10 protein-coding genes are annotated in these 15,895 nt (G+C 60.5%); 9 read left to right on the forward strand and 1 reads right to left on the reverse strand.

Going from position 1 to position 15,895, the window contains the following annotated elements; translation table 11 throughout:
• Window positions 1–110: 110 nt before the first annotated feature.
• Complete coding sequence (locus JFT91_RS08040) at window positions 111–2,555, reverse strand: penicillin-binding protein 1A (RefSeq protein ID WP_518524861.1); 2,445 nt, start codon at window positions 2,553–2,555, stop codon at window positions 111–113.
• 219 nt (window positions 2,556–2,774) lie between these two features.
• On the opposite strand from JFT91_RS08040, the gene JFT91_RS08045 reads away from it, so the two are divergent.
• The 9 genes from JFT91_RS08045 (at window position 2,775) to gltB (ending at window position 15,809) form a co-directional block, all read left to right on the forward strand.
• Window positions 2,775–3,839, forward strand: a complete 1,065-nt coding sequence (locus JFT91_RS08045; RefSeq protein WP_201230055.1) for a type IV pilus assembly protein PilM — start codon at window positions 2,775–2,777, stop codon at window positions 3,837–3,839.
• The gene (locus JFT91_RS08050; protein ID WP_201232029.1) at window positions 3,839–4,405 is read left to right on the forward strand and encodes a PilN domain-containing protein; all 567 of its coding nucleotides are present in this window, start codon (window positions 3,839–3,841) and stop codon (window positions 4,403–4,405) included. Before JFT91_RS08045 ends, JFT91_RS08050 begins: the two co-directional genes overlap by 1 nt.
• Window positions 4,402–5,025: a type 4a pilus biogenesis protein PilO gene (pilO, locus tag JFT91_RS08055; protein WP_201230065.1), complete on the forward strand. Its 624-nt coding sequence runs from the start codon at window positions 4,402–4,404 to the stop codon at window positions 5,023–5,025. The genes JFT91_RS08050 and pilO overlap by 4 nt, the downstream gene beginning before the upstream one ends.
• Window positions 5,022–5,549 (forward strand): pilus assembly protein PilP, encoded by a 528-nt coding sequence (locus JFT91_RS08060; RefSeq protein ID WP_201232030.1) that lies wholly within the window; start codon window positions 5,022–5,024, stop codon window positions 5,547–5,549. The genes pilO and JFT91_RS08060 overlap by 4 nt, the downstream gene beginning before the upstream one ends.
• 13 nt (window positions 5,550–5,562) lie before the next feature.
• The gene (locus JFT91_RS08065) at window positions 5,563–7,641 is read left to right on the forward strand and encodes a type IV pilus secretin PilQ (RefSeq protein ID WP_201232031.1); all 2,079 of its coding nucleotides are present in this window, start codon (window positions 5,563–5,565) and stop codon (window positions 7,639–7,641) included.
• Between the two features lie 4 nt (window positions 7,642–7,645).
• Entirely contained in the window at window positions 7,646–8,164 is a 519-nt protein-coding gene (aroK, locus tag JFT91_RS08070) for a shikimate kinase AroK (protein ID WP_025110261.1), read from the forward strand.
• Window positions 8,165–8,316: 152 nt separating this feature from the next.
• A complete protein-coding gene (aroB, locus tag JFT91_RS08075; protein WP_201147810.1) occupies window positions 8,317–9,417 on the forward strand; it encodes a 3-dehydroquinate synthase in 1,101 nt (366 codons plus the stop codon).
• A gap of 10 nt (window positions 9,418–9,427) precedes the next feature.
• Window positions 9,428–11,014, forward strand: coding sequence for an AAA family ATPase (locus tag JFT91_RS08080; protein ID WP_201232032.1), 1,587 nt, complete (start codon window positions 9,428–9,430; stop codon window positions 11,012–11,014).
• A gap of 349 nt (window positions 11,015–11,363) precedes the next feature.
• Window positions 11,364–15,809, forward strand: a complete 4,446-nt coding sequence (gltB, locus tag JFT91_RS08085) for a glutamate synthase large subunit (RefSeq protein ID WP_201232033.1) — start codon at window positions 11,364–11,366, stop codon at window positions 15,807–15,809.
• Window positions 15,810–15,895 lie beyond the last annotated feature (86 nt).

The raw sequence follows: 15,895 nt of genomic DNA on the forward strand, positions 1-15,895 counted from the left end.
TGTGGGAGCGAGCCTGCTCGCGAAGACGTCAGCTCGGCTGATATCTCAAATGGCAGGCAATAAAAAGCCCCGCACTTCTCACGAAGGCGGGGCTTTTCAGTAGCTGCGGATCAGAACAGATCGATCGGCGCCTGCTCATCCGCTGGCAGCGGGCTGCCCGGTACAGCGCCGTTACCCAGCTCATTCACCGACGGCGGCGTGTCTTCAGCCTTGAACAGCTCGAAATACGCACCCGGCGTGCTTGGCGTTGCCGCGCGACCGCTCACCGGATCCACCCGCAGGCTCAGCAAACCTTCCGGCTCAGGCTGGACGTGAGGCGGCTTGTCCTTCAGCGCAGCCGACATGTAGTTCATCCAGATCGGCAGCGCCACGGTGCCGCCGAATTCGCGACGACCGAGGCTTTCCGGTTGGTCGAAACCGGTCCAGACCGTGGTCACGTAATCGGCGTTGTAACCGGAGAACCAGGCGTCTTTCGATTCGTTGGTGGTACCGGTTTTACCAGCGATGTCACTGCGGCCCATGGCCAGTGCACGACGGCCAGTGCCGAGCTTGATCACGTCCTGCAACATGCTGTTGAGGATGTACGTGGTGCGACCATCGACAATTCGCTCAGCCACGGCCGGCGCTTGCGGCACGGCAGCATTGCCTGGTGCTTCACCCGGAACCGGTGCCGCATTGACCGTGAACGATTCGGCGTTCGGTGCGGCGATACCGTCTGTCGCCGAACCACCCTTAGGCACGGTTGGCGGGTTGGCGACGAACAGGGTGTCGCCGTTACGGCTTTCGATCTTGTCGATAACGTAAGGGGTGATCTTGTAACCACCGTTGGCGAACGTACTCCATCCGGTGGCGATCTCCATCGGTGTCAGCGTCGCGGTACCCAGGGCCAGCGACAGGTTCGGCGGCAGATCCTGCTTGTTGAAACCAAATCGGCTGATGTAGTCGATGGTCTTGCTAACGCCCATCGCTTGCACCAAGCGGATCGACACCAGGTTGCGCGACTTGTACAAACCTTCACGCAGGCGGATCGGGCCGAGGAAGGTGTTGGTGTCGTTCTTCGGACGCCAGACCTTGTCGAGGTACTCGTCGACAAACACGATTGGCGCGTCGTTGACCAGCGTGGCGGCGGTGTAGCCGTTATCCAGCGCCGCACTGTAGACGAACGGCTTGAAGCTCGAACCCGGCTGACGCTTGGCCTGCATGGCGCGGTTGTAGTTGCTCTGCTCGAAAGCGAAACCGCCGACCAGCGAGCGAATCGCGCCGTTTTGCGGATCCAGCGACACCAGCGCACCTTGTGCCTGCGGGAGCTGGCTGAACTTCAGCGAATTGTCCTTCTGGCGCTGCACGCGCACCAGATCGCCGACCTGGGCAACATCCGACGGCTGGCGCGGGTTGGCGCCCATGCTGTTGGTGTTGAGGAACGGCCGCGCCCATTTCATGGTGTCCCAGGCGACATGTTCTTCGCCGGTGCGGGTCAGCACTTGCAGGCCGTTCTTGTCGACCTGGGTGACGATGGCGGGTTCAAGGCTACTGATGGTGCGTTGTTTGCTCAGCTCGCTGACCCAGGCCTCGCGAGTCTTGCCCGGCAGGCGCGATTCAGGGCCACGGTAGCCGTGACGCTGGTCGTAGGTCATCAGGCCTTCGTGCAGCGCGGTGTTGGCCATTTCCTGCAGGTTGCTCGGCACCGTGGTGGTGACGCGGAAACCTTCGGTGTAGGCGTCACTGCCATAACGGCCGACCATTTCGGCACGGGCCATTTCGGCGATGTACGGCGCATTCACTTCCGGGGTCGGCACGTGATAACTGGCGTTCAGCGGTTCGTTGATCGCGGCGGTGTAGTCCGCCTCGCTGATCTTGCCGAGCTTGTACATGCGCCCGAGGATCCAGTCGCGACGCTCTTTACTGCGCGCCGGGTTGGCCAGCGGGTTGAAGCGTGACGGGGCTTTCGGCAGGCCGGCGATCATCGCCATCTGCGCCAGGCTGACGTCGCGGATTGACTTGCCGTAATACACCTGCGCCGCCGCCTCGATGCCGTAGGCGCGGTTGCCCAGATAGATTTTGTTCACGTACAGCTCAAGGATTTCGTCCTTGGTCAGCTGCCGTTCAATTTGCAGGGCCAGCAAAATCTCGGTGGTTTTGCGCGAGAAGCTGCGTTCGCTGGTCAGGAAGAAGTTCTTCGCCACCTGCATGGTAATGGTGCTGCCGCCGGACTGGATGTGACCGCTTTTGACCAACTGGGTCGCGGCGCGCATCAGGCTGCTCGGATCAACGCCATAGTGATTGGCGAAATTGTCGTCTTCAGCACTTAGTAACGCATTAATGAAATTGGGCGGAATGTCGGCGAAACGGATCGGAGTCCGGCGCATTTCGCCAAATTCTGCGATCAACTTGTTATCGCTGCTGTATACCCGCAAAGGAATCTGCAACTGAATGCTTCTCAGGGCCTCCACAGACGGCAAACCCGGACTAAGGTAAAGATAGGCGCCGCTGAGACCTAAAAGCAGTCCGCAGAAAACGGCGACGATGGACCAACCGAAAAATTTCAGCAGACGAATCAAGGCTTTTGGACATCCAGGGCAAAGAATGAATTTGGCGACGGGGTTCCGGCGACACACAGAACAACCCGCGCAGGCAGTAAAAAGCGGAAAAAAACGCTGGGCATTATAAGCACTTTTCTAGCGGGGGCGTCATTTGCGCTTCTGTCAAGACGGGGTGAAGGAACGCAATGCGTATTACAGAGTCCGTAACTCACGGAAAGTCATAGGGAATTGGTAGTGCTGGGACTCTTCAATAAAAAGACCAATACGTTACTGGGGATCGACATCAGCTCCACTTCGGTGAAGCTGCTGGAACTGAGCCGTCAGGGCGATCGCTACCGGGTCGAGGCGTACGCGGTGGAGCCATTGCCGGCGAACGCCGTGGTCGAAAAGAATATCGCCGAGCTCGAAGGCGTCGGCCTGGCCCTGAGCCGAGTGCTGGTCAAGGCGCGCACCGGGCTCAAAGGCGTGGCGGTGGCCGTCGCCGGTTCTGCGGTGATCACCAAAATCATTGAAATGGACGCCGGGCTGTCCGACGACGAACTGGAAAATCAGCTCAAGATCGAAGCCGACCAATACATTCCCTATCCGCTGGACGAAGTCGCCATCGACTTCGAAGTCCAGGGCGTGTCGCCGCGCAACCCCGAGCGGGTCAGCGTGCTGCTGGCCGCCTGTCGCAAGGAAAACGTCGAAGTGCGCGAAGCAGCGCTCGCCCTCGCCGGGCTGACGGCGCGCGTGGTCGACGTCGAGGCCTACGCGCTGGAGCGCTCATTCGGCCTGCTCGCCACGCAACTGGCCGCTTCCCAAGAGCGCCTTACCGTCGCCGTGGTCGACATCGGCGCGACCATGACCACCCTCAGCGTCCTGCACAACGGCAAGATCATCTACACCCGCGAGCAATTGTTCGGCGGGCGCCAACTCACCGAAGAAATCCAGCGGCGTTATGGCCTGACCCTCGAACAGGCGGGGCTGGCGAAGAAACAGGGCGGTCTGCCCGACGATTACGTCAGCGAAGTCTTGCAGCCGTTTCGCGAGGCGCTGGTGCAGCAGGTGTCGCGTTCGCTGCAATTCTTCTTCGCATCCGGCCAGTACAACGCGGTCGACCATATTCTGCTGGCCGGCGGCACGGCGTCGGTGCCGGGGCTGGACCGCCTGATCGAACAGCGCCTGAAGACCCCGACTCAGGTAGCCAACCCGTTTGCCGACATGGCCCTGAGCAGCAAGGTCAATGCCGGGGCGCTGGCCAGTGACGCGCCGGCCCTGATGATTGCCTGCGGGCTCGCGCTCAGGAGTTTCGACTGATGGCGCGGATCAATCTTTTACCCTGGCGCGAGGAGCGCCGTGAAGAGCGGCGCAAACGCTTCCTGCTGACGCTGATCGGTGTCGTGGTCGGCTCGGTGGGCGCCGTGTTCATTGCCGATCAGGTCATCAGCGCCGCGATCGAGCAGCAAGTGGCGCGCAACGACTACATCGGCAAGCAAATCGCGGTAGTCGACGAACGGATCAAACAGATCAGCGAGCTCAAGGCGCGTCGTCAGCAGTTGGTCGAACGCATGCGCATCATTCAAGACTTGCAGGGCAACCGGCAGATCAGCGGGCGGATCTTCGATCAGTTGGCGCGCACGTTGCCGGACGGCGTTTACTTCACCGACGTGAAAATGCTCGGCAAAACTCTGTCGATCAGTGGCGCCGCCGAGTCGAACAACCGTGTTTCCGAGCTGATGCGCAATCTCGATGCCTCCGACTGGTTTGACGCACCGAGCCTGAACGAAGTGAAAGCCACCTCTGCCGATCAGTTGCAGCAGGCCAACGTCTTTCAGTTGACCGTTCGTCAGACCCAGCCGAAGACTGCGGAGGACGAGCAATGAAGCCGTCCGAATGGCTGGAGAGCCTGCGCAACATAGACTTCAACGACCTGGACACCAGCAATATCGGCTCCTGGCCAGCCGCGGTGAAAGCCATCGCCGGCGCCCTGTTGATGGTGCTGGTGCTGGCGCTTGGTTATAACTTTTTCATCAGCGACCTGGAAACCGAACTCGAAACCAAACGCGACGAGGAGGCCACGCTCAAGGAGCAGTTCGCCAGCAAGGCGCACCTGTCGGCCAATCTGGAGCTGTACACCCAGCAGATGAAGGAAATGGAAAACTCCTTCGGCGTGTTGCTGCGGCAGTTGCCCAGCGACACCGAAGTGCCGGGGCTGCTGGAAGACATCACCCGCACCGGGTTGGGCAGTGGTCTGGAATTCGAAGAAATCAAACTGCTGCCGGAAGTCACTCAGCCGTTTTACATCGAACTACCGATTCAGATCACCGTCACCGGCGCTTATCACGACCTGGCTACCTTCGTCAGTGGTGTGGCGGGGCTGCCGCGCATCGTCACTCTGCATGACTTCGAACTGGCGCCTGCCGATAAGGATGGCGGGCCGAAGTTGCGCATGAGCATCCTCGCCAAGACCTATCGCTACAACGACAAGGGGCTGGCGAAATGACCCCGATTCGTTATCTCGTCTTGTCGACGGCCTTGTTGGCGCTGCACGGTTGTGGCGGCAGCGATGACTTCAGTGACCTTGATGCCTACATGAACGAAGTGCGTCTGCGCCCGGCCGGCAAGATTGAACCCACCCCGACTTTCCGCTCTTACCCGACATTCACCTATAGCGCCGCCAACCTGCGCAGTCCGTTCTCGCGTCAGGTGCGCGTTGATCTGGCCGGGCAGCAGCGCGGTTCGCGCAACGTCAAACCCGACCCCAACCGGGTCAAGCAGTACCTCGAAGGTTTTAACATCGAGCAGTTCGAGATGGTCGGCACGATTGGCAACGCCACTGGCTCCTTTGCGCTGTTGCGTGGGGCGGGCGGGGTGCATCGCCTGAAAGTAGGCGATTACCTGGGGCGCAACGATGGTCGCATCGTCGCCATCAGTGCCACTCAGGTCGATGTGGTCGAAATCGTCCCCGACGGCGAAGGCGCCTGGCTGGAGCGTCCGCGCACCATTCCTTTGAAAGAGCACTCATAGTGGAAGTCGAACAATGAACAGGATTTTTTCCACCCTCGGTTTTTCGCTATGGATAGCGCTGATGTCGCCGATGGTACTCGCGGCCAATCTGAAGGCGCTGGACGTGGCGGCGTTGCCGGGTGACCGCGTAGAACTGAAACTGTCGTTCGACGGCCCGCCGCCACCGCCCAAAGGCTATACCACCGAATCGCCAGCGCGGATCGCCCTTGATTTGCCCGGTGTCGCCAGTCAACTGACCAGCAAGAATTTCGATCTGGGCAGCGGCAACGCACGCACGGCCACAGTGGTTGAGGCCAGGGATCGCACGCGGCTGATCGTCAGTCTCACGCAGCTTGCCCCGTATAACACGCGAGTCGAGGGCAACAATCTGCTCGTGGTGGTCGGCCAGGGAGCGCCAGCGCCAGTATCGCGGCCGGCCGCCGTTGTACCGCGCGCGACAGCGGCAGCGGCGCCGGTCAAGGCGTTCGTGCCGAAAACCCGGGCCATTCGCGGTGTGGATTTTCAGCGCGGCACCGCGGGCGAAGGCAATGTGGTGATCGATCTGACGGACCCGACCATTGCGCCGGACATCCAGGAGCATGACGGCAAGATCATCCTCAACTTCGCCCGCACGCAACTGCCGGAAAAGCTGCGGGTGCGTCTCGACGTCAAGGATTTCGCCACCCCGGTGCAGTTCGTCAATGCCGGTGTGACCGGTGATCGCACGGTAATTACTGTCGAACCCAGCGGTACTTACGAGTATTCCACCTTCCAGACCGACAATAAGCTCACCGTCAGCATTCGCCCGATGACCGTCGACGACCTGCAAAAGCGTAATGCCGACCGCCAGGCCTATGTCGGCGAAAAGCTGTCGCTGAACTTTCAGGACATCGACGTGCGCTCGGTGCTGCAGCTGATCGCCGATTTCACCAACCTCAATCTGGTCGCCAGCGATACGGTGCAGGGCGGCATCACTTTGCGTCTGCAAAACGTGCCGTGGGATCAGGCGCTGGACCTGGTGCTGAAAACCAAAGGGCTGGATAAACGCAAGATCGGCAACGTGCTGCTGGTGGCACCGGCCGACGAAATCGCCGCGCGCGAAAGACAGGAACTGGAATCGCAAAAGCAGATCGCCGAACTGGCGCCGCTGCGTCGTGAATTGCTGCAAGTGAACTACGCCAAGGCCGCGGACATCGCCAAACTGTTCCAGTCGGTGACCAGCGCTGAAGCGAAAATCGACGAGCGCGGTTCGATCACCGTCGACGAACGCACTAACAACATCATTGCTTACCAGACTCAGGATCGCCTCGACGAACTGCGGCGGATCGTGGCGCAACTGGATATTCCGGTGCGCCAGGTGATGATCGAGGCGCGCATCGTCGAGGCCAACGTCGATTACGACAAGAGCCTGGGCGTGCGCTGGGGCGGCTCGATCCAGAACAAGGGCAACTGGAACACCTCCGGGGTCAGTAACGGTTCATCGACCACCATCGGCACGCCGGGCAGCACCAGCACCAACTCGCCGTTCGTCGACATGGGCACCATCGGCAACACCTCGGGGATCGGCATTGCCTTCATCACCGATAACGTCCTGCTCGATCTGGAACTGACGGCGATGGAGAAAACCGGCAACGGTGAAATCGTCTCGCAGCCCAAAGTGGTCACCTCCGACAAGGAGACCGCGAAAATCCTCAAGGGCACCGAGATTCCTTATCAGGAGGCCAGCTCCAGCGGCGCGACGTCGGTGTCGTTCAAGGAGGCTTCGCTGTCGCTGGAAGTGACGCCGCAGATCACCCCCGACAACCGCATCATCATGGAGGTCAAGGTCACCAAGGACGAGCCGGATTACCTGAACAAAGTGCAGGATGTACCGCCCATCAAGAAAAACGAAGTCAACGCCAAGGTGCTGGTGAATGACGGCGAAACCATCGTGATTGGCGGTGTTTTCTCAAATACTCAAAGCAAGGTTGTAGATAAGGTGCCATTTCTTGGCGATGTGCCGTATCTTGGCCGCCTTTTCCGGCGTGATGTGGTTTCGGAGAAAAAATCCGAGCTGCTGGTATTTCTCACACCACGTATCATGAATAACCAGGCGATTGCTGTGAGTCGTTGATTCTGTGCGAAATTTGATTCTTGTAGGACCGATGGGCGCTGGAAAAAGCACCATCGGCCGGTTGCTGGCCAAAGAGCTGCGCCTGCCGTTCAAAGATTCCGACAAGGAAATTGAACTGCGCACGGGCGCCAATATCCCGTGGATCTTCGACAAGGAAGGCGAGCCCGGCTTTCGTGACCGTGAGCAGGCGATGATCGCCGAGCTGTGCGCGTTCGACGGCGTGGTGTTGGCGACCGGCGGTGGCGCCGTCATGCGCGATGCCAATCGCAAAGCCCTGCATGAGGGTGGGCGCGTGGTGTATCTGCACGCCTCCGTCGAACAGCAGGTCGGCCGCACTGCGCGCGACCGCAATCGGCCGTTGCTGCGCACCGCCAATCCCGAGAAAACCCTGCGCGATCTGTTGGCAATCCGTGATCCGCTCTATCGGGAAATCGCCGATCTGGTGGTGGAAACCGACGAACGGCCGCCACGCATGGTGGTACTCGACATTCTCGACCGCCTCGCGCAATTGCCGCCCCGTTAAAGCATCGCTCGAAATGCGCTATCCTCGGCGTCCTGTCACAGCCCGTCGAGGTTGTGGCGGATGGCGTGCGAGCGGCGTCATACCCGCTACAGGCCGCCGATAACCAATAATTCAGGGCAGGACGCCTGCTTCCATCTTCACTGTGGGGACACATGCAGACACTCAAGGTCGATCTAGGCGAGCGCAGCTACCCGATTCATATTGGCGAAGGTTTGTTGGATCAGCCCGAGTTGCTGGCTCCGCATATTCATGGGCGGCAGGTGGCAATCATCTCCAACGAGACCGTTGCGCCGCTCTATCTCGAACGTCTGACCCGCAGCCTGGCGCAGTTCTCGGTAATTTCTGTGGTATTGCCGGACGGCGAGGCCTTCAAGAACTGGGAAACCCTGCAACTGATCTTTGATGGTCTGCTGACCGCTCGTCATGACCGTCGCACCACCGTCATCGCTCTTGGCGGCGGTGTCATCGGCGACATGGCCGGGTTCGCCGCGGCCTGCTATCAGCGTGGCGTCGACTTCATCCAGATCCCTACGACATTGCTGTCCCAGGTCGATTCGTCGGTGGGTGGCAAGACCGGGATCAATCATCCGCTGGGCAAGAACATGGTCGGCGCGTTCTATCAACCGAACGTCGTGCTGATCGATACCGCCTCCCTGAATACCCTGCCAGAGCGCGAACTTTCGGCCGGTCTGGCGGAAGTCATCAAGTACGGGCTGATCTGCGACGAGCCGTTCCTGAGCTGGCTCGAAGAAAACGTCGACGCACTGCGCGCCCTGGATCAGAAAGCCCTGACATATGCCATTGAGCGTTCCTGCGCGGCCAAGGCTGCGGTGGTCGGCGCCGATGAGAAGGAAACCGGCGTACGCGCCACGCTCAACCTCGGCCACACTTTCGGCCACGCCATCGAGACCCACATGGGCTATGGTGTCTGGTTGCATGGTGAAGCGGTCGCGGCTGGCACCGTGATGGCGCTGGAAATGTCCGCGCGTCTGGGCTGGATCAGTGAGCAGGAGCGTGATCGCGGCATCCGTCTGTTCCAGCGCGCCGGTCTGCCGGTGGTGCCGCCGACAGAAATGACCGAAGCCGATTTTCTCGAACACATGGCAATCGACAAAAAAGTGATCGACGGTCGTCTACGCCTGGTGCTGCTGCGCCGGATGGGCGAAGCGGTGGTGACCGCCGATTATCCGAAAGAGGTTCTACAGGCCACGCTGGGAGCGGATTACCGCGCCCTGGCTCAGCTTAAAGGTTAATAAGATTCCGATGACTAGTTTGCATGCCGACGAGGCGTTCCTCGGCCATTTCCAGTTAAGTCACGACCCCTTCGCGCCGCGGGTGCCGGGCTTCAAATTCTTCCCGGCCCAGCGCAAACCGGTGCTGGGTCAGTTGCATCACCTGGCGCGTTACAGCCAGTTGTTGCTGGTGGTCACTGGCCCGCAAGGCAGCGGCAAGACGTTGCTGCGCCAGGCGCTGGTCGCCAGTACTAACAAACAGTCAGTGCAGAGCGTGGTTGTTTCCGCGCGTGGCGCTGGTGATGCGGCTGGCGTGTTGCGTCAGGTGGCTCAAGCACTGAACGTGGCACAGGCCGAGGTTGGCGCGATTCTGAATCAGGTCGTGCAACTGGCGCTGACCGGTCAGGAAGTCTATCTGCTGGTGGACGACGCCGAGCAACTCGACGAGTCTGCTCTCGAAGCGCTGATGGCGCTGGGTGCCGGCGCGCCGGAAGGTCGCCCGCATGTCTTCCTGTTCGGCGAGTCGTCGCTGATCGCTCAGCTTGAGGCTTTGCACCTCGAGGAAGAGCGTTTCCACGTCATCGAACTGCAGCCGTACACCGAGGAAGAGACTCGCGAGTATCTCGACCAGCGGCTGGAAGGTGCGGGCCGCGGTGTCGAACTTTTCACCGCGGATCAGATCTCTGATATTCACGAAAGTGCCGAGGGTTGGCCGGGCAATATCAACCAGGTCGCTCGCGATGCTCTTATCGAAGTCATGATTGCCAGCCGCTCTGCGGTCAAGCGTCCAAGTATGGGGTTCAACATGCCGAAGAAACACGTATTGGCGATTTCCGCCGTCGTGGTGGTCGCGGTCGCCGCCGCCTGGCTGATGCCGGGTCGCAACAAGACGCCAACCACTGGCGCACCAGCCAATGAACAGGCGCAGTTGCCATTGGGCCAGGGTGCCAACGGGGGCGCGCCGAACGTCGAGTTCGCCGGTAATACACAGCCGATGCCGTTGCCGCTGGTCGGCAACTCGCAGCCGGTCATGCGTGGCCCGCTGGCCGAAGCTGCTGGCGGTATCACTGAAGGCGACGACGGTGTGCCGCTGGAAGGCTCCAGCGCGACTCCGCCAACCGTGACCACTTCCGCACCGCCTGCGGGTGTTCCGGCCGGTCCTGCGCCGACGCCGGTTCCGACACCAGCCGCCAAGCCGACACCGGCACCGACACAAATCGCTACCGCCAAACCTGCGCCGGCTCCAGCGGCCAAGCCGGCGCCAACGCCTGCCAAGCCTGCTGTAGCGGCCAAACCGGCCGAGAAGCCGGTTACCCTTGCCAAAGCGGCCGGCAGCAGCTGGTACGCCGGTCAGCCGACCAGCAATTACGTGGTGCAGATCCTCGGCACCAGCTCTGAAGCGGCCGCGCAAAGCTTCGTCAAGGAGCAGGGCGGTGAGTACCGTTATTTCAAGAAAGTCCTCAACGGCAAGCCTCTTTACGTGATCACCTACGGCAATTTTGCCAATCGTGACGCGGCTGTTTCTGCCATCAAGGCCTTGCCAGCGAAGGTTCAGGCTGGTAAACCTTGGCCTCGCACTGTCGCCAGCGTCCAACAGGAACTGGCAACAACTCGCTGAAGATTCGGCGGCCTTACCCAGGCCGCCTCTCCAAGCACCTCAAAATTCTACGAGTGCGCGCCGTCTCTACAGACCGCGTGCCTTGTGGTGTCTGCGTCATAGTAGTCTTTGAGTCGTTGCAGTCAGAATTAAAAAAGTTTTGACTAGCACAGCAGATCGCTTTAAACCTTTCACAAATGCGACATAGATTTGCGACATTTCGTCGTCAAATTTGTGAGCGTCTGTGTCGCTGTGTACAATGACCACCCTTTTGCCCCCGCTAAGCCGGCGTACGTTCGGCGCGGAATGCAAGTGGTTGAATTGAAAAGAAATTTGCCTCGAAAAGAGGCAGCCTGGTGAGAAAGTGTCTATGAAAGCAGGTCTGTACCAACCAGATGAATTCAAGGATAACTGCGGTTTCGGCCTGATAGCCCATATGCAGGGCGAACCCAGTCATACCCTATTGCAAACGGCCATTGAGGCCCTGACCTGCATGACCCACCGCGGTGGGATTAATGCCGACGGCAAGACCGGTGACGGTTGCGGTCTGCTGATTCAAAAGCCCGATACCTTCCTGCGTGCGATTGCCCAGGAAACCTTCAGCGTCGAGCTGCCCAAGCAATATGCCGTGGGCATGGTCTTCTTCAATCAGGATCCGGCCAAGGCCGAAGCCGCTCGCGAGAACATGAACCGCGAGATCCTTGCTGAAGGCCTGCAACTGATCGGCTGGCGCAAAGTGCCAATCGACACCAGCGTCCTCGGCCGCCTGGCCCTTGAGCGTCTGCCGCAGATCGAGCAGGTGTACATCGGCGGTGAAGGCCTGAGCGACCAGGACATGGCCGTAAAGCTGTTCAGTGCGCGTCGTCGTTCGTCGGTGGCCAATGCCGTCGATTCCGACCACTACATCTGCAGCTTTTCGCACAAGACCATCATCTATAAAGGCCTGATGATGCCGGCCGATCTGGCCGCGTTCTATCCAGACCTCAGCGACGAGCGCCTGCAAACCGCGATCTGCGTGTTCCACCAGCGCTTCTCCACCAACACCCTGCCGAAATGGCCGCTGGCGCAGCCATTCCGCTTCCTCGCCCACAACGGCGAGATCAACACCATTACCGGTAACCGCAACTGGGCGCAGGCCCGTCGGACCAAGTTCAGCAACGATCTGATGGATCTGGAAGAACTCGGCCCGCTGGTCAACCGGGTCGGTTCCGACTCCTCGAGCATGGACAACATGCTTGAACTGATGGTCACCGGTGGCATCGACCTGTTCCGTGGCGTGCGGATGATCATTCCGCCAGCGTGGCAGAACGTTGAAACCATGGACCCGGATCTGCGTGCGTTCTACGAGTACAACTCGATGCACATGGAACCGTGGGACGGCCCGGCCGGCGTGGTCATGACCGACGGTCGCTACGCGGTGTGCCTGCTCGACCGTAACGGTCTGCGCCCGGCGCGCTGGGTCACCACCACCAACGGTTTCATCACCGTTGCTTCGGAAATCGGCGTCTGGAACTACCAGCCGGAAGACGTGATCGCCAAGGGCCGTGTCGGTCCGGGGCAGATCCTCGCCGTGGATACCGAAACCGGGCAGATCCTCGACACCGATGCGATCGACAACCGTCTGAAATCCCGTCATCCGTACAAGCAATGGCTGCGCAAGAATGCCCTGCGCATTCAGGCGACCATGGAAGACAACGATCACGGTTCGGCTTTCTACGACGTCGATCAGCTCAAGCAATACATGAAGATGTATCAGGTCACGTTCGAAGAGCGCGATCAGGTCCTGCGTCCGCTCGGCGAGCAAGGCTATGAAGCCGTTGGCTCGATGGGTGACGACACGCCGATGGCCGTGCTGTCCCAGCGCGTGCGCACGCCGTACGACTATTTCCGCCAGCAGTTCGCGCAGGTCACCAACCCGCCGATCGACCCGCTGCGTGAAGCGATCGTGATGTCGCTGGAAATCTGCCTCGGCGCCGAGCGCAACATCTTCCAGGAGTCGCCGGAACACGCTTCGCGCGTGATCCTCAGCTCGCCGGTCATTTCCCCGGCCAAGTGGCGCTCGCTGATGAACCTCGACCGCCCGGGTTTCGAGCGGCAGATCATCGACCTCAACTACGACGAAGGCGTCGGCCTCGAAGCGGCGATCCGCAACGTCGCCGATCAGGCTGAAGAAGCCGTGCGCGCCGGTCGCACCCAGATCGTGCTGAGCGACCGCCATATCGCTCCGGGCAAGCTGCCGATCCACGCTTCCCTGGCGACCGGTGCCGTGCACCACCGTCTGACCGAAAAAGGCCTGCGCTGCGATTCCAACATCCTCGTTGAAACCGCGACCGCCCGTGACCCGCATCACTTTGCGGTGCTGATCGGTTTCGGCGCCTCGGCGGTGTATCCGTTCCTGGCCTACGAAGTGCTGGGTGACCTGATCCGTACCGGTGAAGTACTGGGCGACCTCTACGAGGTGTTCAAGAACTACCGTAAGGGCATCACCAAAGGCCTGTTGAAGATCCTCTCGAAGATGGGTATCTCGACCATCGCTTCGTACCGCGGAGCACAATTGTTCGAAGCGATCGGCCTGTCCGAAGAAGTCTGCGAGCTGAGCTTCCGTGGCGTGCCGAGCCGCATCAAGGGTGCGCGTTTCGTCGACATCGAAGCCGAGCAGAAAGCGTTGGCTGCCGAAGCCTGGAGTCCGCGCAAGCCGATCCAGCAGGGTGGTCTGCTGAAGTTCGTTCACGGTGGCGAATATCACGCCTACAACCCGGACGTGGTCAACACCCTGCAAGCCGCTGTGCAGCAGGGCGACTACGCCAAGTTCAAGGAATACACCTCGCTGGTGGACAACCGTCCGGTGTCGATGATTCGTGACCTGTTCAAGGTCAAGACCCTCGACACGCCGCTGGACATCAGTGAAATCGAACCGCTGGAATCGGTGCTCAAGCGCTTCGACTCCGCCGGTATCTCGCTGGGCGCCTTGTCGCCGGAAGCTCACGAAGCCCTGGCCGAAGCCATGAACCGCCTCGGTGCGCGTTCCAACTCCGGCGAAGGTGGTGAAGACCCGGCGCGTTACGGCACCATCAAGAGCTCGAAGATCAAGCAGGTCGCGACTGGCCGTTTCGGTGTGACCCCGGAATACCTGGTCAACGCTGAAGTGCTGCAGATCAAGGTCGCGCAAGGCGCCAAGCCGGGCGAGGGCGGGCAACTGCCGGGCGGCAAGGTCAACGGGTTGATCGCCAAACTGCGTTATGCAGTGCCGGGCGTCACCCTGATTTCGCCGCCGCCGCACCACGACATCTACTCGATCGAAGACTTGTCGCAGCTGATTTTCGACCTGAAACAGGTCAACCCGAAGGCACTGGTTTCGGTCAAATTGGTAGCTGAAGCGGGCGTCGGCACCATCGCTGCCGGTGTGGCCAAGGCCTATGCGGACTTGATCACCATCTCCGGCTACGACGGTGGTACCGGTGCATCGCCACTGACCTCGATCAAATACGCTGGCGCACCGTGGGAACTCGGCCTGGCCGAAACCCACCAGACCCTGCGCGGCAACGACCTGCGCGGCAAAGTCCGGGTGCAGACCGACGGCGGCCTGAAAACCGGCCTCGACGTGATCAAGGCTGCGATCCTCGGCGCCGAAAGTTTCGGCTTCGGTACTGCGCCGATGATCGCGCTGGGCTGCAAATACTTGCGTATCTGCCACCTGAACAACTGCGCCACTGGCGTTGCGACTCAGAACGAGAAGCTGCGCAAGGATCACTACATCGGTACCGTCGACATGGTGGTGAATTTCTTCACCTACGTCGCCGAAGAAACCCGTGAGTGGCTGGCCAAGCTCGGCGTGCGTTCTCTCGAAGAGCTGATCGGTCGCACCGATCTGCTGGAAATCCTCGAAGGCCAGACCGCCAAGCAAAACCATCTGGATCTGACCCCGCTGCTGGGCAGCGATCACATCCCGGCGGACAAACCCCAGTTCTGCGGTGTTGAGCGCAACCCGCCGTTCGACCAAGGCCTGCTGGCCGAGAAAATGGTCGAGATGGCGACGTCGGCGATCAACGATCTCAGCGGCGCCGAGTTCGACCTGGACATCTGCAACTGCGACCGTTCGATCGGCGCGCGGATCTCCGGCGAAATCGCCCGTAAGCACGGCAATCAGGGCATGGCGAAAGCGCCAATCACCTTCCGCTTCAAGGGCACTGCCGGTCAGAGCTTTGGCGTGTGGAACGCCGGCGGTCTGAACATGTACCTGGAAGGCGACGCCAACGACTACGTCGGCAAAGGCATGACCGGTGGCAAGCTGACCATCGTGCCGCCGAAGGGCAGCGTTTATAAGACTCAGGAAAGCGCCATCATCGGCAACACCTGCCTGTACGGCGCCACTGGCGGCAAGCTGTTCGCCGCCGGCACCGCAGGCGAGCGTTTTGCCGTGCGTAACTCCGGTGCTCACACGGTTGTGGAAGGCACTGGCGATCACTGCTGCGAGTACATGACCGGTGGTTTCGTCTGCGTTCTGGGCAAGACCGGTTACAACTTCGGCTCTGGCATGACCGGTGGTTTCGCCTACGTGCTCGATCAGGACAACACCTTCGTTGACCGGGTCAACCACGAACTGGTGGAAATCCAGCGGATCAGCGGCGAAGCGATGGAAGCCTATCGCAGCCACCTGCAAAACGTGCTGAACGAGTACGTCGCGGAAACCGACAGCGAGTGGGGTCGTGAGCTCGCCGAAAACCTCGATGACTACCTGCGCCGTTTCTGGCTGGTCAAACCGAAGGCGGCGAGTCTGAAATCTCTGCTCTCCAGTACTCGTGCAAGTCCGCAATAACGGCGCAGCTGCAAGCCACTGGCTTCAAGCGGCAAGCTGAAGCCAGTGCGCGCTCTACCGGACTAATGTGATTTTCTTGCAGCTTG

The sequence above is a fragment of the Pseudomonas sp. TH08 genome (genome assembly GCF_016651275.1).
GTDB lineage: Bacteria > Pseudomonadota > Gammaproteobacteria > Pseudomonadales > Pseudomonadaceae > Aquipseudomonas.

Bases quoted from the DNA above. Each gene is read 5' to 3' on its own strand.
- JFT91_RS08050 (WP_201232029.1), top strand. From the start codon at position 3,839: ATGGCGCGGATCAATCTTTTACCCTGGCGCGAGGAGCGCCGTGAAGAG.
- pilO (WP_201230065.1), top strand. From the start codon at position 4,402: ATGAAGCCGTCCGAATGGCTGGAGAGCCTGCGCAACATAGACTTCAAC.
- JFT91_RS08060 (WP_201232030.1), top strand. From the start codon at position 5,022: ATGACCCCGATTCGTTATCTCGTCTTGTCGACGGCCTTGTTGGCGCTG.
- JFT91_RS08065 (WP_201232031.1), top strand. From the start codon at position 5,563: ATGAACAGGATTTTTTCCACCCTCGGTTTTTCGCTATGGATAGCGCTG.
- aroB (WP_201147810.1), top strand. From the start codon at position 8,317: ATGCAGACACTCAAGGTCGATCTAGGCGAGCGCAGCTACCCGATTCAT.
- JFT91_RS08080 (WP_201232032.1), top strand. From the start codon at position 9,428: ATGACTAGTTTGCATGCCGACGAGGCGTTCCTCGGCCATTTCCAGTTA.
- gltB (WP_201232033.1), top strand. From the start codon at position 11,364: ATGAAAGCAGGTCTGTACCAACCAGATGAATTCAAGGATAACTGCGGT.